General features: G+C 36.2%; 16 protein-coding genes, 1 tRNA gene and 2 rRNA genes. 3 read left to right on the forward strand and 16 right to left on the reverse strand.

What is annotated here, in order from left to right:
* Positions 1-5: 5 nt before the first annotated feature.
* From HMPREF0389_RS03205 to HMPREF0389_RS03230, 6 genes are all read right to left on the reverse strand, one after another.
* Positions 6-2909: ribosomal RNA gene (locus tag HMPREF0389_RS03205) — 23S ribosomal RNA — on the reverse strand.
* 613 nt (positions 2910-3522) lie between these two features.
* Positions 3523-5057: ribosomal RNA gene (locus tag HMPREF0389_RS03210) — 16S ribosomal RNA — on the reverse strand.
* The 16S and 23S rRNA genes sit together here with 1 tRNA gene alongside, the layout of an rRNA operon.
* 494 nt (positions 5058-5551) lie before the next feature.
* Positions 5552-5643, reverse strand: a tRNA-Ser gene (locus HMPREF0389_RS03215).
* Between the two features lie 200 nt (positions 5644-5843).
* Positions 5844-6020, reverse strand: coding sequence for a 50S ribosomal protein L32 (gene rpmF / locus HMPREF0389_RS03220; protein ID WP_014262290.1), 177 nt, complete (start codon positions 6018-6020; stop codon positions 5844-5846).
* A gap of 15 nt (positions 6021-6035) precedes the next feature.
* Positions 6036-6545, reverse strand: coding sequence for a YceD family protein (locus HMPREF0389_RS03225; RefSeq protein WP_014262291.1), 510 nt, complete (start codon positions 6543-6545; stop codon positions 6036-6038).
* A gap of 114 nt (positions 6546-6659) precedes the next feature.
* Positions 6660-7853, reverse strand: coding sequence for an acetate/propionate family kinase (locus tag HMPREF0389_RS03230; RefSeq protein ID WP_014262292.1), 1194 nt, complete (start codon positions 7851-7853; stop codon positions 6660-6662).
* Between the two features lie 363 nt (positions 7854-8216).
* On the opposite strand from HMPREF0389_RS03230, the gene HMPREF0389_RS03235 reads away from it, so the two are divergent.
* Together HMPREF0389_RS03235 and HMPREF0389_RS03240 are read left to right on the forward strand one after the other, a co-directional pair.
* Positions 8217-9242, forward strand: coding sequence for a YeiH family protein (locus HMPREF0389_RS03235; RefSeq protein WP_014262293.1), 1026 nt, complete (start codon positions 8217-8219; stop codon positions 9240-9242).
* A 144-nt stretch (positions 9243-9386) separates the two neighbouring features.
* Positions 9387-9926, forward strand: a complete 540-nt coding sequence (locus HMPREF0389_RS03240; protein ID WP_014262294.1) for a DUF4364 family protein — start codon at positions 9387-9389, stop codon at positions 9924-9926.
* 392 nt (positions 9927-10318) lie between these two features.
* Here the strand turns inward: HMPREF0389_RS03240 and HMPREF0389_RS03245 are convergent, their stop codons facing one another.
* The 6 genes from HMPREF0389_RS03245 to HMPREF0389_RS03270 form a co-directional block, all read right to left on the reverse strand.
* Positions 10319-13273, reverse strand: a complete 2955-nt coding sequence (locus HMPREF0389_RS03245; protein WP_014262597.1) for a DUF2339 domain-containing protein — start codon at positions 13271-13273, stop codon at positions 10319-10321.
* 373 nt (positions 13274-13646) lie between these two features.
* Complete coding sequence (locus HMPREF0389_RS03250; protein WP_014262296.1) at positions 13647-14084, reverse strand: Dps family protein; 438 nt, start codon at positions 14082-14084, stop codon at positions 13647-13649.
* A gap of 136 nt (positions 14085-14220) precedes the next feature.
* A complete protein-coding gene (locus HMPREF0389_RS03255) occupies positions 14221-14850 on the reverse strand; it encodes an HAD family hydrolase (protein WP_014262297.1) in 630 nt (209 codons plus the stop codon).
* Between the two features lie 56 nt (positions 14851-14906).
* Positions 14907-16160 (reverse strand): competence/damage-inducible protein A, encoded by a 1254-nt coding sequence (locus HMPREF0389_RS03260; protein ID WP_014262298.1) that lies wholly within the window; start codon positions 16158-16160, stop codon positions 14907-14909.
* A gap of 20 nt (positions 16161-16180) precedes the next feature.
* Positions 16181-17962 carry an ABC transporter ATP-binding protein gene (locus tag HMPREF0389_RS03265; protein WP_014262299.1) on the reverse strand — a complete coding sequence of 594 codons (1782 nt, stop codon included), beginning with the start codon at positions 17960-17962 and terminating at the stop codon, positions 16181-16183.
* A gap of 554 nt (positions 17963-18516) precedes the next feature.
* Positions 18517-18687 carry a DUF362 domain-containing protein gene (locus HMPREF0389_RS03270; RefSeq protein WP_014262300.1) on the reverse strand — a complete coding sequence of 57 codons (171 nt, stop codon included), beginning with the start codon at positions 18685-18687 and terminating at the stop codon, positions 18517-18519.
* Between the two features lie 1176 nt (positions 18688-19863).
* Between HMPREF0389_RS03270 and HMPREF0389_RS03275 the strand changes: the two genes are divergently transcribed.
* On the forward strand, positions 19864-21135 hold the full coding sequence (locus HMPREF0389_RS03275) for a Glu/Leu/Phe/Val family dehydrogenase (protein ID WP_014262301.1): 1272 nt from the start codon (positions 19864-19866) through the stop codon (positions 21133-21135).
* Between the two features lie 142 nt (positions 21136-21277).
* Here the strand turns inward: HMPREF0389_RS03275 and clpX are convergent, their stop codons facing one another.
* The 4 genes from clpX to HMPREF0389_RS03295 all read right to left on the reverse strand — a co-directional run bounded on the left by clpX (position 21278) and on the right by HMPREF0389_RS03295 (position 25911).
* Complete coding sequence (gene clpX, locus HMPREF0389_RS03280) at positions 21278-22552, reverse strand: ATP-dependent Clp protease ATP-binding subunit ClpX (protein ID WP_014262302.1); 1275 nt, start codon at positions 22550-22552, stop codon at positions 21278-21280.
* Between the two features lie 18 nt (positions 22553-22570).
* A complete protein-coding gene (clpP, locus tag HMPREF0389_RS03285; RefSeq protein ID WP_041250971.1) occupies positions 22571-23155 on the reverse strand; it encodes an ATP-dependent Clp endopeptidase proteolytic subunit ClpP in 585 nt (194 codons plus the stop codon).
* A 175-nt stretch (positions 23156-23330) separates the two neighbouring features.
* The gene (gene tig, locus HMPREF0389_RS03290; RefSeq protein WP_014262304.1) at positions 23331-24611 is read right to left on the reverse strand and encodes a trigger factor; all 1281 of its coding nucleotides are present in this window, start codon (positions 24609-24611) and stop codon (positions 23331-23333) included.
* A gap of 226 nt (positions 24612-24837) precedes the next feature.
* Complete coding sequence (locus HMPREF0389_RS03295) at positions 24838-25911, reverse strand: IS30 family transposase (protein WP_041250972.1); 1074 nt, start codon at positions 25909-25911, stop codon at positions 24838-24840.
* Position 25912: the final 1 nt, after the last annotated feature.

Genomic DNA, 25912 nt, shown 5'->3' on the forward strand with positions numbered 1-25912 from the left:
ACCTTCGGATCAAGTCCTCGATTGATTAGTACTCGTTCGCTTCATACATTACTGCACTTCCACTTTGAGCCTATCTACCATGTAGTCTTCATGGAATCTTACTTCTCTCGAATGGGAAATCTTATCTTGAGGCTGGCTTCGTGCTTAGATGCCTTCAGCACTTATCCTTCCCACACATAGCTACCCAGCTGTGCACTTGGCAGTACAACTGGTGCACCAGTGGTGTGTCCATCCCGGTCCTCTCGTACTAAGGACAGCTCCTCTCAAATTTCCTGCGCCTGCGACGGATAGGGACCGAACTGTCTCACGACGTTCTGAACCCAGCTCGCGTACCACTTTAATGGGCGAACAGCCCAACCCTTGGGACCTGCTACAGCCCCAGGATGTGATGAGCCGACATCGAGGTGCCAAACCTCCCCGTCGATGTGGACTCTTGGGGGAGATAAGCCTGTTATCCCCAGGGTAGCTTTTATCCGTTGAGCGATGGCAATTCCACTTTCTACCACCGGATCACTAAGCCCGACTTTCGTCCTTGCTCGACCTGTTTGTCTCGCAATCAAGCTCCCTTTTGCCTTTGCACTCTTCTCACGATTTCCGTCCGTGATGAGGGAACCTTTGGACGCCTCCGTTACTCTTTGGGAGGCGACCGCCCCAGTCAAACTGCCTGCCAAGCAGTGTCCTATATCATGATTCAATGATTCTAGTTAGAATTCAAGCAACACAAGGGTGGTATCCCAACGATGACTCCTACAAGGCTGACGCCCTATACTCTAAGTCTCCCACCTATCCTGTACATCTGTTACCTAAATCCAATGCTAAGCTGCAGTAAAGCTCCATGGGGTCTTTCCGTCCTGTCGCAGGTGTCCGGCATCTTCACCGGCACTACAATTTCACCGAGTCTGTTGTTGAGACAGTGCCCAAATCGTTACGCCTTTCGTGCGGGTCGGAACTTACCCGACAAGGAATTTCGCTACCTTAGGACCGTTATAGTTACGGCCGCCGTTTACTGGGGCTTAAGTTCGAACCTTCGATTGCTCTAAGTCTTCCCCTTAACCTTCCAGCACCGGGCAGGCGTCAGCTCCTATACTTCACTTTGCAGTTTTGCAGAAACCTATGTTTTTGGTAAACAGTCGCTTGGGCCTATTCTCTGCGGCCTGCTCTCGCAGGCTCCCCTTCTCCCTAGGTTACGGGGTTATTTTGCCGAGTTCCTTAACAACAGTTCTCTCGCTGGCCTTAGGATTCTCTCCTCACCTACCTGTGTCGGTTTGCGGTACGGGCACCTTGGTCTTGCTAGAGGCTTTTCCTGGCAGTTTGAATGATTCGGCTTCGCTACTTTATTTTCACTCCCCATCACAGATTACGATTGTATTACCGGATTTGCCTGGTCTTACTCGCTTTCTGCTTGGACACGCTCTACCAACGGCGTGCTCCGGTCATCCTCCTGCGTCCCCCCTTCGCTCATTCAACTACGGTGGTACGGGATTTATTACCCGTTGTCCATCACCTACGCCTTTCGGCCTTGGCTTAGGTCCCGACTTACCCTGAGCGGACGAACCTTCCTCAGGAAACCTTAGGTTTTCGGCCGGAAGGATTCTCACCTTCCTCTCGCTACTCATGCCAACATTCTCTCTCGTATACGGTCCACTTTTTCTTTCGATTCTGCTTCTTACTGTATACGATGCTCTCCTACCACTATACTCTACAGTATAATCCAAAGCTTCGGTATTATGTTTTAGCCCCGGTAATTTTCGGCGCAGGATCACTCGACCAGTGAGCTATTACGCACTCTTTAAATGTATGGCTGCTTCTAAGCCAACATCCTGGTTGTCTATGCAATCTCACATCCTTTCCCACTTAACATATATTTTGGGACCTTAGCTGTTGGTCTGGGCTCTTTCCCTCTCGACTATGGACCTTATCACTCATAGTCTGACTGCTTTGCGCTATATATGGCATTCTTAGTTTGATAATCCTCAGTAATCTAAAAGACCCATTGGACAGTCAGTGCTTTACCTCCATATATATCTTGCAAAACGCTAGCCCTAAAGCTATTTCGGAGAGAACCAGCTATCTCCGGGCTCGATTGGAATTTCACCGCTATCCACACCTCATCCCCGCACTTTTCAACGTACGTGGGTTCGATCCTCCATTCCCTGTTACGGAAACTTCAATCTGGACATGGATAGGTCGCCCGGTTTCGGGTCTGCAATATGGTACTCTTGCCCTCTTAAGACTCGCTTTCGCTTCGGCTCCATACCTTAAGTATTTAACCTTGCATCATATCGCAACTCGTTGGCCCGTTCTACAAAAAGTACGCAGTCACTTGCAATTGCTTGCTCCTACAGTTTGTAAGCATATGGTTTCAGGTTCTTTTTCACTCCCCTCCCGGGGTTCTTTTCACCTTTCCCTCACGGTACTGTTCTCTATCGGTCGCTTGGTAGTATTTAGCCTTGGGGGGTGGTCCCCCCGTCTTCCCACCGGGTTTCTCGTGTCCTGTGGTACTCTTGATCACTCTTGCTTGTTTCTCTTTTCGTCTACGGGACTTTTACTCTTCTTTGGTTTGCCTTTCCAGGCATATTCGACTAAGTTCTTCAATGCTTTCTGAGTGTCGACCCCTATGTGGTTTCCCACTTAGGTTTGGGCTCTTTCGCTTTCGCTCGCCGCTACTGACGAAATCGATGTTTCTTTCTCTTCCTCCGGGTACTTAGATGTTTCAGTTCTCCGGGTTCCCTTCCCATAACTATGGATTCATTATGGAATATACAGATGTTAACCTGTATGAGTTTCCTCATTCGGATATCTACGGCTCTTTAGTTGCTTGCACTTCCCCGTAGCTTTTCGCAGCTTACCACGTCCTTCTTCGGCTCCTAGCGCCTAGGCATTCGCCATATGCTCTTTTTTACTTGATCGCGTCTTACTTTATATTTTTCCGTTCTTCTTTGTTGGATTTCTTCGTCTATCGGTCATGTATTTATATACACTCCCTCTCTCCTCATCATCCGCCTCGAATTTACGAAAAAATATCTCGTAAATGTTTTTACTTTCGAAAACTTGTTATTCTCTGCTTGCTTTCGCTCGCTTTGAATGGCTTTTGTCTGTTCTCTTTTGCTTTCGGTGAAATTACAGTGTTTCACACTCTTACGACGTTTCAAAAAAACCTTCTCTTGCTTTGTCTTTTTCCGTTCTTCTTTGTCAAGCTACGCTCTTTCGTCAATCACATATTTGTATATGCTCTTTCCTCTTTCGCTTGCTTTCCTCGAATTTACGAAAAAATACTTCGCAAGTACTTGTATTTTCATACTGTTACTCTTGAGTTTTTCTCTCGATTTCGTTTGTTTTTCTTTCTATCGTCTCGCGCTTTCTCTGTAATTTCTTAGATGTTATGCAGTTTTCAAGGTACAATTCTATTGCTTCGCTTTTTGGTAACTTCTTGGAGTTTCCTCAAAAATGCTTGCAATATGTCTTTTTCTTCTTTTGAAGGTTGAACCTTCAAAACTAAACAGCAGTTTCTTTTCTCCCTAGAAAGGAGGTGATCCAGCCGCACCTTCCGATACGGCTACCTTGTTACGACTTCACCCCAGTCATTTGTTTTGCCTTGGGCAGCTCTCTCCTTGCGGTTGAGTCGCTGACTTTGGGCCCCCCAAACTCCCATGGTGTGACGGGCGGTGTGTACAAGACCCGGGAACGCATTCACCGCGACATTCTGATTCGCGATTACTAGCAACTCCAACTTCATGTAGGCGAGTTTCAGCCTACAATCCGAACTTGGATCATCTTTTTGAGGTTTGCTTGACTTCGCAGTTTCGCTTCTCTCTGTAATGACCATTGTAGCACGTGTGTAGCCCTAAACATAAGGGGCATGATGATTTGACGTCATCCCCACCTTCCTCTAAGTTGTCCTTAGCTGTCTCGATAGAGTCCCCATCTTACTGCTGGTAACTATCGACAAGGGTTGCGCTCGTTGCGGGACTTAACCCAACATCTCACGACACGAGCTGACGACAACCATGCACCACCTGTATCCATTGTCTACCCGAAGGTAAAAGTCCTCGATTAAAAGGCTGTCATTGGTATGTCAAGTTTAGGTAAGGTTCTTCGCGTTGCTTCGAATTAAACCACATGCTCCGCTGCTTGTGCGGGTCCCCGTCAATTCCTTTGAGTTTTACTCTTGCGAGCGTACTCCCCAGGCGGAGTACTTAATGTGTTAACTTCGGCACCGAGTTCTTCACCCGACACCTAGTACTCATCGTTTACGGCGTGGACTACCAGGGTATCTAATCCTGTTTGCTCCCCACGCTTTCGTGCCTCAGTGTCAGTTGCAGTCCAGAAAGTCGCCTTCGCCACTGGTATTCCTCCTAATATCTACGCATTTCACCGCTACACTAGGAATTCCACTTTCCTCTCCTGCACTCAAGTTAAACAGTTTTAATGGCTTACATTGGTTGAGCCTATGCCTTTCACCACTAACTTGTTAAACCACCTGCGCACCCTTTACGCCCAGTTATTCCGGATAACGCTTGCCCCCTACGTATTACCGCGGCTGCTGGCACGTAGTTAGCCGGGGCTTTCTTTTAGGGTACTGTCATTTCTTTCTTCCCCTACTACAGAGTTTTACGACACGAATGCCTTCTTCACTCACGCGGCGTTGCTGCATCAGGGTTCCCCCCATTGTGCAATATTCCCCACTGCTGCCTCCCGTAGGAGTTTGGACCGTGTCTCAGTTCCAATGTGGCCGTTCACCCTCTCAGGTCGGCTACTGATCGTTGCCTTGGTGGGCTTTTATCTCACCAACTAGCTAATCAGACGCGGGCTCATCTTTGTCCACTATCGTTTTGATATTATTAGGATGCCCTATTAATATGTTATACGGTTTTAGCTATTCTTTCGAATAGTTATTCCTTTGACAAAGGCAGATTACCCACGCGTTACGCACCCGTCCGCCACTAACTTCTATCATCTTCGCCCCGAAAGGTTCTGTTAATAGTCGTTCGTTCGACTTGCATGTGTTAAGCACGCCGCCAGCGTTCATCCTGAGCCAGGATCAAACTCTTCGTTTTAATCTTTTCTCAGTTTTGCTCCGGTTGTTCTCTTGAACAACTTCAAAGTTATTTACCGGTTTGCTTTTTCCTTAATCTTTCGATTAAGTGGTTTTTCGCTTTGCAATTTTTCAATTGCTTGGTTGTTTTTTCTGCTGTTTAGTTTTCAAGGTTCATTCTTTTTTCTCGCTGCCCTCTGTGGTTTCCTACCTCGCCAGACTGCTTGTCTATATTACCATCTCGTTTTTACTTTGTCAACATCTTTTTTTATCTTTTTTATCGGCTCTTTCTGCTTTCTTTTCTGCTGTCTGTTTTGATGCTGCCTCTCCTACCTCGATGGTGTGTTCAATTTATCATATCTTCTTCTCTTTGTCAATTCTTTTTTTATCTTCCCTATAACAAGTTTGCAACCCGAAATAAAATTTAACAAAATCTATGTAAAAATAATTGCTACAAAAATATAAAAATGCCGTATTTCTAACACATACAGCATTTTATAAAAAATAAATATCCATTGGCGGAGATGGTGGGATTTGAACCCACGCACCGATAATATCGATCTGCCGGATTTCGAATCCGGTCCCTTCAACCACTTGGGTACATCTCCAAAAATAGATTTGCCTTACTTCATTAATCATACCAAAATTTCTTCAATATGTACATTCATGTTTCTGTATAAATTTTTCGTGTTGAATGAAAAATTTTTAAGATTAGCTTATATTTTTAAAGTAATGTATATTGAATAAATATAAATGTAAAAAGGACATGCCTAACCCACATGTCCTTTTTTGTTTCAAAAATAGATATCTATTTTGCAATAACTTCTCTACCTTTGTAATGTCCACATTCTGCACATACATGATGTGGTAAAGCGAATTCTCCACAGTTTGAACATTTTACCAATGTTTTTGCTGTCATTTTCATATTTGCAGATCTTCTTGATCTTGTTGCACTTTTTGCGGTTTTTCTCTTTGGTACTGCCATTTCTTTCTACCTCCTTTAGTTCAATAATTCTCTCAACTTTGCCATTCTTTCATCTATCGGTTTTTCAACTTCAGGACAATCACAAGGTCCATCATTTAAATTATGTCCACAGGTAGGACAAACACCCAAACAATCGTCTTTGCACAATAGTTTGAATGGTATTTCATCCCAAATTTGTACCCATACCAAATCCCATAGATTCAACTGATCTTTTTCATAACAATAGCTATCGAAATCCATAAAGTATTCTTCTTCCTCTGTTACCAAAACGACCAAAAATGGCTTGTCGACCGAAATTTCAATTTCCTTCAAACACTTGGAACAAGGTACGGACAATAAGGTCTTCACACTGCCGTCGAAAACTAGATTGTCTTCATGATAGCGAACACGACCTTCCACAACGGGCGTTTCTAAAAAAAGAACATTGTCATAATTGGCATTACATTCTTCTAAGGGGATGACATCATTTACAGAAATACTTTTCTTTTTTCTTTTTTTTACATCAGTAATATCTATAACCGCCATGACGCCCTCCTGATAATTCAACATTTCTCATTATACAAAGCGTTTCGTGTTTTGTCAATATTTTTGTATATCTGTAAAGTATATTTCCGGAATCTTTAATACAGATATCAAAAACTATTTTACTAATGCTAAAGTATCTCTTGCAATCATCAGTTCTTCGTTTGTTGGAATTACCATTACCGGAATTTTAGAGTCTTTCGTAGAAATAAACATTTCTTTTCCTCTTTGTTTATTTGCTTCTTCATCCAAAGCGATTCCCCATGCTTTAAATCCTTCACAGATTGCTGCTCTATCTTTTGCTGAGTTTTCTCCCAAGCCTGCTGTAAAGATAATTCCATCTACTCGTCCAAGTACTGCAGCATACGCTCCAATTGTTTCTCTCACTCTTAGACGGAAAGTCTCAAGTGTCACTTGTGCTCTCTCATTACCTTTTGCTGCTTCTTCTTCAATATCTCTAAAGTCAGAACTTACACCGGAAAGTCCTAATACCCCGGATTGTTTATTCATTAAGTTATTTACTTCTTCAATGCTCAAATTTTCTTTTTGCATTAAGAAAGGAACAATAGCCGGATCGATATCTCCACATCGCGTTCCCATAATTAAGCCTGCTAAAGGAGTGAAGCCCATGGATGTTTCTACAGATTTTCCTCCCTTAACCGCTGCTATAGATGCACCGTTTCCTAAGTGACAGGTAATCAAATTAAGTTCTTCCGGTTTTTTACCTAACAAAGCAGCTGCCTGAATAGACACAAATCTGTGAGATGTTCCATGGAATCCATATTTTCTAATTCCGTATTTTTCGTAATATTCATAAGGGATTCCATATAGGAACGCTTCTTTTGGCATTGTTTGATGGAATGCAGTATCAAATACAGCAACCATTGGTACTTCAGGAAGAATTTCTCTACAAGCAGAGATTCCAATCAAGTTTGGAGGATTGTGTAGTGGTGCCAATTCGATGCAATCTTCCAATGCTTTGATTACTTCTTCCATCAAAACGCAAGATTCCGCAAACTTTTCTCCACCATGTACTACACGATGTCCCACAGCTCCAATTTCTTCCATAGATGCAATTGCACCGTATTCTTCATTTACAAGTGCTTCTAATACTAATTTTAAAGCTACCTTATGGTCTTCCATCGGTACTTTGATAATTTCTTTTTCTTTATTTGCTGATTCGTGTTTCAAGATAGAGCCTTCAATTCCGATTCTTTCCACAAGACCTTTCGCTAACACATGCTCATTTTCCATATCAATCAATTGATATTTCAAAGAAGAACTTCCGCAGTTGATGACTAATATTTTCACTATATTTCCCCTTTCTAATACAAAGAAGACAGCTACCAGAAGTTAGCTTCTCCCATGTTTTTTTGCATTTTTTTATTTTTTCATCAATAGAATACAACAAAATTACATTAAAATCAATTTAAATTTCATTTTTCCTACTGATTAAAGTATTGTTTTGTCATTGTAAAGGATAAACTATCATTCTAAAATGCTACTACTTTTTATCTCAATTTGATTTCTTGCTATTTTAGTAAACAATACCACTTTTTCTCTGTATATGATTTTTTAAAAAATTATAGTACGAATCACTAATTATCATTATACATTATAAATTCATCATGATATACTGTACTGGATGAATTTATAAAAAAGGAGATAGTGTTTATGAAATCATTTTCAAAAAATTTTTATGGCATCTTACTATGTTTACTCATTGCAACGCCGGCATGGTTCTTAGGGAAGACTCTTCCTTTGGTTGGTGCTCCGGTATTTGCTATCTTCATCGGAATGATTGTAAATACATTTTACAAGGATAGAGCCAAAACCGGAGCCGGAATTAAATTTACATCAAAATATATTCTACAGTTCGCAGTTGTCTTGCTGGGATTCGGTCTCAACTTATCACAAGTCTTGATGGTGGGAACAACTTCTTTGCCAATTATTTTATCCACTATCACAACTTCTCTGTTCTGTGCGTGGTTATTACAAAAAAAATTCAACCTTGACAGCAATACGGCTACCTTAGTAGGCGTCGGGTCTTCCATCTGTGGTGGTTCAGCAATTGCTGCAACAGCTCCTGTCATCAAAGCGGATGAAGAAGAAATTGCAAAAGCTATTTCTGTAATTTTCTTATTCAACATTTTGGCAGCACTGATATTTCCCACACTCGGCGACTTGATAGGACTGTCTAACAACGGATTTTCAGTCTTTGCAGGAACCGCAGTCAACGATACTTCTTCTGTTACCGCAACCGCAACAACATGGGACAGTATACACAACTCAAACACCTTGGAAGGTGCAACAATTGTAAAATTAACAAGAACACTCGCAATTATTCCGATTACATTAGGGTTATCTTTCTATCAAATCTACAAACAAAAACAACAAGGCGCTTCCTCGCACGAAAAGGTAAGCATCAAAAAAGTGTTCCCAATATTTATTCTGTTTTTTGTATTAGCATCTATCTTAACTACTTTCTTAACCAAAAATGGAATTGATACTGATGTCTTTCATTACTTCAAAGTCCTTTCCAAGTTCTGTATTGTGATGGCAATGGCAGCGATTGGATTGAATACCGACATCATCAAACTGATTAAAACCGGCGGACAAGCCATCTTTCTTGGCGGAAGTTGTTGGATCGCCATCACCCTGGTTGATCTATTGATGCAACGATTCCTCAATCTTTGGTAACATTTTTGTTGTAAAAAATGAAATTTGCTCTGAATCTTTGATAAACTATCTACAAGAGTATGTCAAAATATGGTATGATGGATACATCATAGGTACATTAATTTGATTCTTATAAAAAGCAATTTAAAAGAGGTTTTGAAATGTTTGATAGAACAGCAAAAAAAATTAGCAGAAGAAAAATTATATATTCTATTTGTATTGAAAAACGCAAATGTTTCATTATCAAAAAATATATTGACTCATATTTTTTTGGAAAATGAACTTCTTGATTTTTTCTCCTTACAACAATATTTATATGAACTGAATGAGGATGGATTTATTCAAGAGATGCAATCGAGTTCTCCTGCTCGTTTCGTCATTACTGAAAAAGGAGAAGAAGTCCTTTGTTTTTTCGAAAACCAGTTGTCATTCTCCAAAAGAGAACAAGTCTTAATTTACTTGGATGACAAAAAAGATTCTCTTATCAAAGAAAAAGAAATCAAAGCTACCTATGAAAAAACAGATGACAAAAATTACTCCGTCTGTCTATCCATGGCAAACGAAGACACCAATATATTTTGCCTGAATATTACCGTTCCGTCTGTTGCACTCGCAAGGACAATATGCCAAAATTGGGATGAATCATCTGCAGAAATTTACACTAATGTAGTAACATCTCTTATGCCAAACAAAAAACAAAGTTAGTATGAATTCTATAAAAAATCTATTTCATATATAGCAAAACAAATAAGGATAAGGATAAATTTATGATTTTACAGGAACAATATGATGTGACATTAAAAACTAACTAACAGAGTTGTCATAAGTTCAAATTTAAAAGAAATGCCTCTTAATCCTGTCTTTCTTGAAGCGAAAGAAAATGCTACTCTAATTTAAGAGAGAATAAAATAATAGACATCAATTTTGTGTAATACTATGAGAACGATTCAAATAAATTACAGTACAAAAAATAACTATTTTTTAAAATGTCATGATTCATCTTATCGTCACGACAAACATAAAAACACAGCATAAAAATAAAGACTCAATCTGCTCAGTTATTCAGATTGAGTCTTTTAATTTCTTTATGTTTTTTTCTATTCGTTTTCACTATTCTTATCCCTAAATTTCACACTCAACTTATTGTAAATAAAGCTGATTGCAAAGCAAAGTATGGCACCGACTATCATGGATAAAACTCTTTTTATAGAATTTTCGCCCCGCATGTCCACAGCAATAAATTTTAATACCACCAATATCGTCAGGCAGAGTCCATAATCTCTAAGCCCTTTCATCGCCCACTTAAATCCTAACGCTATAGAAATAACAGCGACTACAAGACCGGCAATATTATATAAGAATGAGACTATCTCCACATTCAGCAATCCGTTTAATATAGAAAAAGTTAATACTAAATATTTTAAACCTAATAACACATGTGTAAAATAAGGAATTACGTCTCTTTTTAATATCTCTTTTGACTGAACGACAGCTATTGCTATTGTAAATGTACAGTAAACATACAATGCCACTGTACCATTCACAAAATTAATATTTCTAATCCCTACAAAATATAATATAGCGGTAGCAACATAAAAAATGGAAGAAAGGGTAGAATCATCCAAAACTCCTCCATGGTCTGTCATTTTGAAATTCTCATCTTCCCAATTCTTAAAATATCCTATTGTCACAAAACCTAACATGAAAAGTACAATGACAGCATAAGTGATAGAGTTATATAATACGCTTGACTCTGCGGTTGCTCCGGTTGTTGCATTAAAGTTAATCAACAAAATTGATGTTAAACATAGAGGAAGTCCTATGATTTTAAATACAGCAAGATTCTTGTAATGTTTTGTCTTATATATATCAAACAAAAGATACACAAAAGCAACTATATTCAGCGTACCATAAACATAATTCATAACATTCGACTGAATATACAAGTTAATCGACATGTTTAACAAAATAGGAGCTATGTTGTCAATTAGTAAAATAACAACTATTAGCAAATAATTCACTTCCTTATGAATTACCTTGCCCACAATATAGAGAATGACACAAAGTACGATAAGCCCTGAGATGTTACCGTTAAACAAAGTCTTGTTAATCCCTAACAATACCGATCCGATAACTAAGCTAAAAAAGATGTCATAAGGTTTTCTAATGTTTTTCCAAAGTAGATTGATAGCTAAATATTGCATGAAAGCTACAATAAATATTGTCAAATATATCAATACTGCTTTCCCATTGATTTCTGAGATGAGCAATTGATATAAGGTTATAAATGCAACACCTGTGTTTATCATACTGATAGGGATTTTCTCAAGACTTTTTTCAGAATTTTCTTCCTCCCTATATAAAATATTATCTATAGTGAAAAGTCCTATTACAGCTAATAAAGCCAGCCACTTGCATCCGGATACAGTTAACGAAAATAATCCTATATACGACAAAAAGGACAAATTCAATGCAGTGGTCAAAAACTCTTTGTTAACTTTATAAGCGTTAGCTACCATGCTCACACAAACTAAGGTTATAAATGCAAATAGTAGAACTCTATCAAAGTCCGTTTCAACTACAAAGATACTAAATATAAGAACAACAAGTGTAGATACACAAGTTACTACCGTAGTGATAATTAATTTCTTTTTGTCTGATAATGCCCTGTATAACAGAAAACATATTGCTGAAAATGCAACCATACATACTAACGCCAACCGGTTGAAACTTGAAAGATTATCGAGAAATGAAAATACATACGCAGCAAACGATAAATTCAAAGAAACAACCAAATGCTTCTTACCTATTTTATTAGAAACAACACCCATTCCCACACAAATGAAACTGATAAATGTCAGCAATATCAAATTAGCAATATCACTACCGCTTTCCGTTATGCTTATTAGCAGAACAATAAAACTAAGAGTATAAATTAGTATTGTCGTATAAAAAAGTTCTTTTTCATTCGATAGTACCTTATACAAAGCAAACAGTATTACTCCAAAGACTGCGACACAAAGTGATGACAACATTTGAAATTGAGGATAATATTCAAAAAATAATATAATAAATGAAACAAAAGACATATTCAGTGTAATCACCGAGTATTTTTTATTCATTTTGAAAGAATTACCTACGATACTTACGCATACCAAAACCATGAAAGCAAACAACAAAGTTCTATCCATGCCGGTGTGCGCCAGACTCAGTCCCATCAAAAGCGTGATAATACTACCCATATACGCTATTATCACAGTAAAAAACATCTGTATTTTGTTCGATAAAAAGATGAAAAGTATAGCCCATATCAAGCACAGAATCAGCGTCATGTTGTTATCGACTAAATGAAACGCTAAATTAGCTGATAAGATATCTATGTATATTACTCCTGCACCCGTGCCAAGCAATATAGCATAAATCGGATTTTTATCTTTAAGGATGAACTTCAACCCAGCTCCACTCAACAAAATACCAACTAAAAATATAAGCCCGACTTTTGTTTCTGAAGTCATTTTATTCCAAATCATAGCTACAAAAGACCCGGTAGCTACAAAGAGCAAAAGAGCTGATAATGCGCCGATAATGTATTTCCCAACCATAGCTTCCCCACGCGGCTTGCCGTCATTTGTCTTGATTCTTTTCGGAAACTTAACATCAGGCAACTCAAAGCGCGGTGTTTTTTTACCGGAAGCTGTTGTGATAGGCAATTTTTTCTTTAGTGTCTCTGCCTTTGAAATAGAAGAACCCGATTTTTCGATTTCTGTTTTTTCATCATGAATTTCCATTTCAGAACTTTGAATATCAGAAATCTCTATCTTATGTTTTTCAAGCAGTTGTTCTTTGAACAAATTAGGATCATTTTCAAGAGAGTCAATTTCTGTCGCAATCTTTACCGCTTCATCCAAAGCTGTATTTCCCTGTAACTTGGTCTGAAGTCCATTTATTATCTGATTTTGTTCATCAATCTTTCGATAACAAGCATCCATTCTATATTTTAAATCGTGAATTTGAATTTCAAGCTCTTCTACGCGAGTCTTTATGCTCTTCACAAATCTACCTCCAATAACTTATAAAATAATATTGAACCTTGTAATACGGACAATCTTTTGTCTTCCAAAGAATCTGCTTGCCGTATGTACTGTCCTGAATTTTCAAAAAATACGATAACTGTCTTTTATGATAGCATACAAACTCCTTTTTTCAAAATCTATTTTTATGAATTATTGAAATAAATTATTAACCTCACCGAATCAGTATTATCATCAAAAACTGTCACGAAAATAAAAATCGTATACCTTCACAATAATCACAAAATTTTATAGCTATAAAAAAAGAGTTGTTTTTCAACAACCCTTTCTTCGCATATTTATATAGGATTTAAAAATATACTTTCGACTTCTATTTCCTTACTTGTTTCTTCTCTTATTTCACGCTTGAGTTAATGAACCATAACTGTTTGCTATAGTAAGCAATTTGTTCTTCCATCAATGAAACAGCTTCTGTCCAACCCAATCCATCTGCTTTTGATTTGATGTCTTTTGCGTTGTCAATCAATGTTTTAACATCTTCTTGAAGGATTTGCAACACTTCCAAAGAACTGAATTCTCTTGGATCCACCTCTTTGATAGTAGCTTTTTCTAAATAGTCACTCAATTTGCAATCAGGCATTACTCCGAATATTTTTTGATGTTCTGCCACTGCATCAAAGTGAAGGAATGTAGTATCGTACATCATTTCTGTAAATTCATGGATAGATTTGAATGCAAGTCCTGTCACATTCCAATGTAAATTGTGTAATTTAAATGTCATTACCGCCAAGTTAGATAAATATAAATCAAATTCTTTTTTTAAGTTCATCATAATAAAATCCTCCTCTGTTATTTACTACTCTCTATTTCTTATAACTCATTTAACTACTGGCTATGATACCCCTTCATTGATTGTCTAAACAAAATATACTGATTATTTTTATTTTTTAATTCTGAATCTCAAATATTTACAATCCTAACAAACATTTTCTGAGTTCGGATGGATGATTAAAATAGTATGTGCTTTCAGAAAAATCATGGTTGCTCTGGATTCCCCAGCCTGCTGCTGCAAAATCCACTCCGGCTCGAAGTGCACATTTTAAATCTGAAATCGCATCACCGACATAAATCACTTTTTCTTTCTGTGTCTTATTTTCTTCAATAAATTTGTTTAACGGATCAGGATGAGGTTTTGGCATAAGAACGTCATCAGCACCAATAATTTGATTAAAGATTCCATCCATTTGAAAACGTTCCACATCCACTTGTGCTTCTGCATTTGTTCTCGATGTCACAATTCCAAGACCGTAGCCTGATTCTTTGAGTTCATATAACAACTCCTTCATCCCTTCAAAAAAAGAAATTGTATGTTGATACCTTACGACTCCATCATACCACTCTTGGATAAACGCTCTCTTATCTTTCACACCAAAGTTTTCCATAGTTTGATTGGTTGTACAACCAAAAATATGTTCCAAATCTTTTTTCTCTACAATTTTCCCCTCTAATTTTTCCAGCGCTTCTTTCACCGCACAAAGATTCGCTTCCCATGTGTTTAAAATAGTCATATCTAAATCAAAAACAATATATTGATACAAAATAATTCTCCTCTTTCTTCTCAATAAAATATTTGTTATCCGAATTTTCTTATATCCTACGCTTTTTGAAGTAAGATCCTTCTAAGCTCATCCAATGCTATTGTAACTGCTCTTTCACGAATCACATTACGACTTGCAAATCGATTCATCTTCTTCACAAAATACTCTCCTCTATCATAGATAGCAACATAGACTGTGCCGATAGGAGTTTGTTCCGTTCCGCCATTTGGACCGGCAAGTCCTGTAATCCCAACACCGATATCCGTTCCTGCAACTTCAGAAACACCTTTCGCCATTTCTTTTGCTACCTCTTCGCTGACTACTCCATTTTTTTCTAAAGTTTCTGCACTGACACTTAATCTACTCTCTTTGCTCTCTTCTGTGTAAGTCACAAATCCTTCTCGATACACATCAGATATTCCCGGATAATCAATCAACTTCGCTGCAAGCATTCCGCCCGTACAAGATTCTGCCGTTGCAATTGTAAGATTTTTCTTTAGTAACAGTTCTGCCACAACAGCTTCCAAACCTTTATCAGATGCAATGACCGTAGCATTTTCCCCAAACCGTCTCAACAACTCTTGTTTTACCGGTTCAATCAATTCCAATCCTTGTTGCTCTGTTTCTGCTTTCGCTGTGATGCGAAAAGTAACTTGTCCCTTCCCCGCATAAGTTGCAATGGTTGGATTTGTTTGATGCAATATCATATCCAAAACCATTTCTTCTGCCAATGATTCACCAAGTTCCGTTACGATAATTTTGCATGCTACAACTGTTTGTTTAGAATATTGATGTAAATGTGGTACGACTTGGTTTATCATCAACGGTTTCATCTCAAAAGGAGGCCCCGGAAGTAAAACAACTATTTTTTTTGACAAATCTTGTGTTTGTTCTACAATACAAGCATTTGCCGTTCCCATATCGTTGGTCAAAATCATGCTTCCTTCCGGAAAATATGCCTGTCTTAAATTATTCTTCGGCATTTCTTTATGAAAACTCATATATTTTTCGACCAAATGTTGATAACTTCCTTCATCATATATCATTGGTAAACCAAAATACTCTGCTACAATTTCTTTGGTAATATCATCCTGCGTCGGTCCAAGCCCTCCTGTAGAAATGATAACATCTGCTCGATTCAGCGCAATTTCATATGCCTCTTTCATTCGTTTCGGATTATCTCCAACTACTGTCTGATAATGCACATCTATCCCTATCTTTGCCAATTCTTTTGAAAGAAATGCAGCATTTGTATTGACAATATCTCCATGTAACAATTCTGTTCCCACACACAGTATTTCAGCATTCATTTTTGCTCCTCTTTTCGTTCCTATTCTTTATCTTCAAAATATCCACTGCCATACATTTCATAAAGGGAATAATATTTTCCTTTTCGCTCCATCAATTCCTTGTGACTTCCGCTCTCTTCAATACCGTTTTCAGTCAGCACCAATATGGTATCGGCATTTTGAATGGTTGTCAATCGATGAGCAATGGTAAATGTCGTTCTTCCTTTTGATAACTCCACCAAAGAATGCTGCACAATTCGTTCACTTTCATTATCCAATGCAGAAGTTGCCTCATCCAAAATCAAAATTGGAGGATTTTTCAAAAATACACGTGCAATACTAATTCTTTGTTTTTGTCCACCGGATAATTTAACGCCTCGTTCTCCTACATAGGTATTATATCCGTTCTCCAAACCCATAATAAACTCATGTGCTCCCGCTTTTTTTGCAGCACTTACAATTTCTTCGTCGGAAGCTCCTACTTTACCATACTCAATATTCTCTCTTACTGTTCCCGAAAATAAATACACATCCTGTTGTACTACACCGATTTGATTTCGAAGCGATTTTTGAGTAATTTTTCTGATATCTACACCATCCAACAAAATGTGGCCTTCACTTACCTCATAAAACCTTGGAATCAAATTGCACAGAGTTGTCTTTCCACCACCGGACGGACCAACCAATGCAATCTTTTGTTCCGGTCGGATGTGCAAATCAATGTTCGATAACACCATTTTGTCATGATCCGGATACTGAAAACTCACATGATCAAACAAAATATCTCCTGTTGCTCCGGTGATTTCAACTGCATCGTCATCATCTTGAATTTCTACTTCTTCATCCATCACTTCAATGAATCGTTCAATCCCGGTCATTCCTCTTTGAAATTGTTCCGCAAATTCGACAATTCTTTTAATCGCAGACAACAACATCGCTACATACAACATATACGCAACCATATCTCCTGCCGTAATCTCTCGTTGTATCATAAAATACGAAGAACACAACAGTACTGTCACATACATCAAGCCATCAAAAAATTGTGTAACCCCTTTGAATCCCGCCATATAATAGTATTGAAATTTTTTGATATGAAACAATCCGGAATTTCCTTCTTCAAATTTCTCTTTTTCAATCTCTTCATTTGCAAAAGAACGAACAACCTTAACACCGAGCAAGCTATCTTCCAACTGCGCGTTCAAATCTCCAATCTGCTCTCTTGAACGTTTGAATGCCAACCTCATTCTTTTTCTAAAATACATTGTTGCAACAAGCATCAACGGAATAACCGAAAATACAATTACTGTCAACAAAACATTGATCCGACATAAAATCAGGAAGGATACCAATATTTTTACTCCGGCAATAAAAAATTCTTCCGGACAATGATGCGCAAATTCTGTGATTTCAAACAAATCACTTGTAATTCTTCCCATAATCTGTCCAATCTTCGTATTATCAAAATAATTGAATGATAATTCTTGAAGATGAGAAAATAAATCTCTCCTCATATCTGTTTCAATCTTTGCTCCCATAATATGTCCAACCGAAGCCATATAATAATTCGCAGCGGTATCCACCAGCCTCAATATAAAATAAATCACACACATTTTTATGACAAAACTCATTGTCAAAGCCTGAAAATCAAACATCGCTTTGTTTGTAATATTTCTAACCATTAACGGAAATACAATTTCACATACCGTTGTAAATGAAGCACAAATCAAATCTATCGCCAAAATAGAATAATACTTTCTAAAATATGGTAAAAATCTTGTAATTAACTCTGATGTTTTGATTTTATCCTGATATTGTTCCATAATAATCTCCTCTCTAAATTCTTATTTTTATATAGTAACTTTTTATTTGCTACCTTCATTATATCTTAGTATATCATTATCTTTTTTTACTTTACCCACTCATATTTTTATTTGATTCAAAAAAATATTGGAGCATGAACTCGCCATTCCCTCTACTTTCACATCATACCCATTTATTCTATGTACCTTTAATACTTAGGTTCATTTTGTGATATTTTTCATTCAAAAAACCCTGAATTTACCAAACAACGATACATCTTTGAACTTTATTCTATCACTTCGCCTACTTTCTTTTCAAGAATATTATTTATACATCATATACAAAATATCAATATTGTAATAAACAGTGAGATAACCTGCTAATCACACTAATAATTTTTTGTCACTCTTCATCGTATTTTTAAATCATTAAACCGCTACACACATTGTTTTTACAATATATATAGCGGTTTTTATCAACACTTTTTGTCCTATAGTTCTATTTTTTACACAAAAAAAATGAGACGTCCCCACGTCTCACTTTAATAGCTAAGTTAATTTTTTAATCAAACAGACTATTCTGCTTTTGGTGCACCTACAGGACAAACTCCCGCACAAGCTCCACAATCAATGCAAGCTGATGCATCAATAATATATTGTGTATCTCCTTGAGAAATTGCTCCTACAGGACATTCTCCTTCACAAGCTCCACATCCAATGCAACTATCAGAAATTTTATAAGCCATGATACTTCCTCCTTATTCTCATTTAATAATATCTTTTCGACAAATATAGTATATCAAACCTTGTTTTAAAAGTAAAGCTTTTTTGAAAAATTTTTTTCAATTACTCAAAAAACATATTTTTTGTAAATCTTTTTCTTTGTTTCTTATTCTTTTTTAAATCAGTATTATATGTGGAATTCCAATACATTTTATCTTTTTTTATGTTTCGAACTCAAAATATTTTTCTTCCTCTCTATCAATATTTTGTTATCATTTGATATCGTAATTTTTCCTTTTCTAAAATAAGAATCTTCAAAAAAATCCCCTTTGCCATATTCTCATTCTCATTAAAATATATTTTGTTTATTTTAAAAATCTTTCGGTTCCTATTATGGTTTTAAAACAGTTTCATGTTTATAAATTATTCATCATAATATCTGTCTAATTCTTACCCATACGATATCCCTATATTAATTAAGAATATTGTTCTTATATGATATCTTTTATGTCTTTCCAAACAATTTATGAATCAGAATCATTATATTTTAAATGAAGATATCTTCTGCACAAAATGAGATGATTTTATAGTTCCAATCTATTTAGTTGTTACTACGTTAATAGATTACAAATAAAACCTCCGAAATATATCATCTAATGTGCGGCAATTTTCATAGACATTTATTATCATATCAATCAACTTCGATACTGCCGGAACTGTTTATGCAAAATAGCACAAAACGATTCTGACAAAAAATAGTCATACTTACTATCACTATGACTATCGTATTTCAAAATTGTATTGCTTAAGTACTATAAATTTTGAATTATATTCCATGATAACATTTATAGAAAAATATTTTTCTGCTACAAAATCAGAAACTTTTCTTGTGTTTTTTTGAAATTAATAATAGCCAGAGATAGTTATTTTTTAATCTTTCCTAAAATATTTGTTTTCCTTACAAATTTTCCTAAAATAATTCCTAATATATCAGTTGCATTCTTCTTTGTTATGATATATAATTGTTTTGTTGGTTTGACATGAATATGTCAAACACATTGTTCGCAATTGGATTTCTTTCATATGCTGTTAAGCTAGTATAAAACCGATATCCATGGCTTTTACATACCAAATAGCTTCATACATATGAAAAATGCTATTGCACTATACTATATTATAATTTAAGGAGCGTGTTAAAAATGGCTGAAACATTAAACCCTTTTTTGAATGCACAAAAACAAGTTAAAAATGCTTGTGACAAACTAGGTTTAGAACCTGATGTATACGAATTATTAAAAGAACCTCAAAGAATGATTGAAGTATCTATTCCTGTAAGAATGGATGACGGAAGCTTGAAAATCTTCAAAGGATATCGTTCTGCTCACAACTCTGCTGTAGGTCCTTGCAAAGGTGGAGTTCGTTTCCATCAAGATGTTAACCCTGACGAAGTAAAAGCACTTTCTATCTGGATGACATTCAAAGGCGGAGTATTAGGACTTCCATATGGTGGAGGTAAAGGTGGAGTTACATGTAACCCAAGAGAATTATCTGCTAAAGAATTAGAACAAATCTCTAGAGGATGGGTACGTGGATTACACAAATACCTAGGCGAAAAAATTGACATTCCTGCTCCTGACGTAAATACAAACGGACAAATCATGTCTTGGATGGTTGACGAATATGTTAAACTAAATGGAGAAGAAATGAGCATTGGTGTTATCACAGGTAAACCGGTTGCTTTCGGTGGATCTTTAGGAAGAAACGAAGCTACAGGATTTGGAGTTTCTATCATCGTAAGAGAATCTGCTAAAAAATTCGGAATCGATATCAAAGGCGCTAAAGTAGCTGTTCAAGGTTTCGGTAACGTTGGTAAATTTACAGTTAAAAACATCCAAAAACAAGGAGCTAAAATCGTAGCTCTTGCAGAATTTGACTTTGTAAAAACAATGCAACCATATGCTATCTACAATGAAGATGGTCTTGATTTTGCTGATATGGCTGCTTATGTTGCAGATCACAAAGTTCTTTGCGATTATCCAAAAGCTAAAAAAATCACAATGGATGAATTCTGGGCATTAAATACAGATATCTTCGTACCGGCTGCTATGGAAAATGTTCTTACAGCTGAAACAGTAGGTAAATTAAACTGCAAACTTGTTTGTGAAGCTGCTAACGGTCCAACAACTCCAGAAGGAGACGTTGCATTGAAAGAAAAAAATATTCCATTGGTTCCAGACATCTTAACTAACTCCGGTGGAGTTTTGGTTTCTTACTTTGAATGGGTCCAAAACAGATATGGATACTACTGGACAGAACAAGAAGTAGAAGAAAGACAAGAACAATCTATGGTTAAAGCTTTCAACGCTATGTGGGAAGTAAAAGAACAATATGATGTAACACCTCGTGAAGCTACTTACATGTATGCTATCAAACAAATCGCTGAAGCAATGAAATTAAGAGGATGGTACTAAAATAAAGTTCTTTGTGAACTTTTGATAAAAAGACAGATACTTAAGTATCTGTCTTTTTTTGTCCTATAACCCTATTTTGTATACAAAGAAAAAACACTGTGCCTACCAATTTCTAAAAGTAGGTACAGTGTTTTTTACGGTACTATGCTGTCTCTATTTCACTTTGATCTGTCATATCTTTTTTTAACACAACAATCGGTTTTGCTTTTTTTGTCACACAGTCTTCCTGAATAATAACTTTTCCAATATCTTCTCTTGATGGAATCTCATACATAATATCTATCATAATATTTTCCAAAATGCTACGCAATCCTCTTGCACCTATTTTTCGATCAATTGCTTGCTTTGCAATAGCAATCAGTGCGTCTTCTTCTACTTCCAATTCTACTCCGTCTAATTCAAACAATTTTTTATATTGTTTTAAGAGTGCATTTTTCGGTTCTGTCAAAATTCGAATCAAAGCTTGTTCATCCAAGTTTTGCAACGCTACTACAACCGGAACACGGCTGACAAACTCAGGAATCAAACCATATTTCAACAGGTCTTGAGACTCTACCTTTTCATAGAATGATATATTGCTATCCGGTGTTTTTTTCTGATTTTTAGCACCGAACCCCATCGTTCTTTCCCCTTGACGTTTCTTTACAATTTCTTCCAATCCGTCAAATGCACCACCTAATATGAATAGAATATTTGTAGTATCTATTTGTAGAAAATCTTGATGCGGATGCTTTCTTCCTCCTTGTGGTGGTACATTCGCTTTGGTAGATTCCAAAATTTTCAGTAAGGCTTGTTGTACTCCTTCTCCGGATACATCTCGTGTCAAGGATGGATTATCTGTTTTCCGAGCAATTTTATCAATTTCATCAATGTAAATAATTCCTTTTTCCGCCTTCTCAATATCAAAATTTGCTGCCTGAATCAATTTTAATAGAATATTCTCTACATCTTCTCCCACATACCCTGCTTCTGTCAATGCTGTAGCATCGGCAATTGCAAAAGGTACATGTAAAATTTTAGCTAATGTTTGTGCTAAAAGTGTTTTTCCGGAACCGGTCGGTCCAATCATAATGACATTTGATTTTTGTAATTCGACTTCCTTGCTGTTCTTTGGAGTTGGCACGGCATTATAAATTCGTTTGTAATGGTTATACACCGCTACAGCTAAGGTTTTTTTTGCATTTTCTTGTCCAATAACATATTCATCCAAAATTGCTTTGATTTCTTCCGGCTTCAACAATCCGGTTGTTTCTTCTGTTACTGTTTGTCCAAATTCTTCATCAATAATATCTTGACATAATTTCACACATTCATCACAAATATAGATATCCGGACCGGCAATCAATCTTTTTACTTGATTGTGATTCTTCCCGCAAAAGGAACATCTGTACTCTTTGTTTTCATCATTTCTTGACATCTATTTATCCCTCTTTTCCTATAGATTTTTTTCGATAACTTTATCAATCAAACCATATTCTTTTGCCTCTTCTGCGCTCATAAAGTTATCTCTTTCTGTATCATTTTTTATTGTTTCGAGATTTTGTCCTGTTCTTTCTGCTAAAATGATATTTAATTTATCTTTCATTTTCAAAATTCTCTCTGCTTGAATTTGAATATCTGTTGCCTGCCCCTGTGCGCCGCCAAGTGGTTGATGAATCATCACTTCTGCATTCGGCAATGCATATCTTTTCCCTTTTTCTCCTGCAGCAAGCAAAAACGCTCCCATGGAAGCTGCCATTCCAATACAAATAGTACAAACATCACATTTGATATATTGCATCGTATCAAAAATTGCCATTCCGGATGTGATAGATCCTCCCGGACTATTGATATAGAACATAATATCTTTGTCAGGATCTTCAGCTTCCAAAAATAACATCTGTGCTACCACCAACGATGATGTTACATCATTTACTTCATCTGACAAAAAAATGATTCTATCTTTTAATAATCTTGAATAAATATCATAACTTCTTTCTCCTCTTCCGCTTTGTTCTACAACAACCGGTACATATGCCATCTTCATTCCATCTCCTTCTGACAATCGCTTATCTGTATTTTTTATCAAGCCTATCTATTTTACCTCTACCCTGTTACATACAGTGTAATTCAACAAAAGGATTTTTTCTATAATTATTACAGAAAAAATCCCCTTTCGTTACAATTCTTCTACAAAACTTTTATAAGCTCTTTGCTTATTTTGCAGATGCAATCAACAAGTCAATTGTTTTTTGAATACGAATATTATCTTTCAATACTTCGACATCTGTTCTTCCTACTAATTCTTTGACTTTTTCTACTTCCATTTTGTATTGTTCTGCCATCTTTGTATATTCTTTTTCTAAGTCTTCGTCACTTACTTCAATATTTTCCGCTTTGCTGATTTCATCTAACACCAAACTGTTACGAACTTTTCTTTCTGCATCCGGTCTCATTTGACCTTTCAAATCCATCATATTTGATTTGGTATATTTGAAATAATCTTCCAATTGAAGCCCTTGATATTGTAGATTTTGACCAAACTCATGAGCCATGCTCTCTACTTCATTTTCTATCATAACATCCGGAACTTCTACTGTACTTGCCTCTACTGCTTTGTCGATGATTGCATTACGATATGCTGTTTCAGCACCTGCTTTTTTCGTTTCATACAATTTTGCACGAATATCTGCTTTTAATTCTTCCAAAGTTTCAAATTCACTAATATCCATTACAAAATCATCATCTAATTCCGGTAATTCTTTTTCTTTAATTTCATGTAATTTAACAGTAAACACTGCATCTTTTCCTTGTAGGTCTTCAGAATGATATTGTTCAGGGAATGTTACATTGATATCCTTTACTTCTTCTAAATTCATTCCCACAATTTGTGCTTCAAATCCTTCGATGAAAGAGTTAGAGCCTAATACTAGGGTATATCCTTCTCCTTTTCCTCCATCAAATGCCACGCCATCCACTTTTCCCTGAAAGTCGATTACAACGGTATCTCCGTCTTTTGCAGGGCGATCCTCAATAGCAACCATTCTTGCATTTTGTTCTCTCTTGATTTCTAAATCTTGATTCACTTCTTCATCTGTTACTTCTACTTCTTCTTTTTCAACTTGAAGTTCTTTGTATTCGCCAAGTGTTACCTCCGGTCTTACATATACTTGTACAGTAACATCGAAATCTTCTCCTGATTGAATCTCTCCCAATTCCTCAATTTCAGGTCTGGACACTACATCTAATTCATGGTCCTTAATTGCTTCGGTAAATATAACAGGGAACACTTCATTCAATGCCTCCTCATAGAATACACCCTCACCGTAGTAGGATTCAACAATTTTGCGTGGAGCTTTTCCTTTTCTGAATCCCGGGATTGCAAATCTTGTTCTATTTTTTTTGAAAACAGTATCAATTGCTTTTGCAAAATCTTCCCCTTTTACTGTCATTTTTAATGTTACTAAACTTTTTTCTTTTTTTAGAATTTCACTCATTTGTTTATTTCCTCCTAGGTTTATCTTAAAATATTTTAATTTTCTTATCAAAATTGATGCTCTTGGTAAGTGACTTGTTCCATCTCATCAAAATTAACTTCGTTTCTCTATATTTTCCATACACAACCCAGTTTACCATTCTACAAGCATACTAACCAAATAAGTATACCATAGTTTCTGATTTTTTTACATTATTTTTTTATTTCTTTTCCAACTTTTCTAAAGCTTAAATTGCAATATCAAATTGAACTAATTCCTCATTATCATCTAAAAGTCCTAAGTTATTTAGTTCTTCTATAAAAACTTCTATAGGAGTGCGGTAATTTAGGATTTTTCTTGGCAAATTGTTCATCCAATTCATTATCTTTATATAGTGTTCTTCTTCATAATCATTTAATGATTTTCCTTTCGGTAGAAATCTTCTGATTAGGCTATTGTGCTTTTCATTTGTTCCTCTTTCCTGGGGATTATTGGGATGACAGTAATAGATGTTTCCTATATATGTTTTTTCAAGTTCACATAATTTCGCAAACTCTAAGCCGTTATCACTTGTTATGCTTCTAAATATTTTTTGTGGTTCCTTCAATCTGTTCAATGTGTTCTTTAATGTTTCATTTACTATGGATGCTTTTCTTCTGTTTAATTTTAAGATTAGTTCCATTCGACTTTTTCTTTCTGTTATGGTTATTAATGATGCTTCTTCTTTGTTTTTCTTTGGTATTACTGTATCTATTTCCCAATTTCCAAATGTTTTTCTTGTTTCTATTTCTTGCGGTCTTTCTTCTATACTTTTTCCAAGTTTTCTTTTGTTTTCTTTTACTCGTTTTTTAGCCGGTTTTCTTTTCACTCTTAAGGGCAAATCAATAGATTTTATTCCTATTAGACCTATATCTACATAATTGTATAATGTCTTGGTGCAGACTCTTTGACCTTCATATAGCTTATTTAACTTTGCATATCCACAAATTGCATCTAACGACCATTTTTCTTCATTAAACTTTTGCTTTACAAAGTCTAAATATTTGCTACATTTCAAGGCTTTAAATTTCTTTTTGCAATTTTTTCGATTCTTCTCATATACTAACTTACCTGTATCCGGATAATATACTTGTACATCATGTATTCCTTTTATTTGAGTTACTGTACCTCTTTTTAACTCATTTCTTATGGTGTTGGATGCTCTACGAAGTTCTTTTGCTATTTTGTATGCTGAATATCCTTTATTATGCAGAAGTTGAATTTGTCCTCTTTCGAAATCGTTTAAATGTTTATTTTTTCTTGATAAATTGCAAAAAGAAATT

Origin of the sequence: Filifactor alocis ATCC 35896 (assembly GCF_000163895.2) — a bacterium.
GTDB lineage: Bacteria > Bacillota > Clostridia > Peptostreptococcales > Filifactoraceae > Filifactor > Filifactor alocis.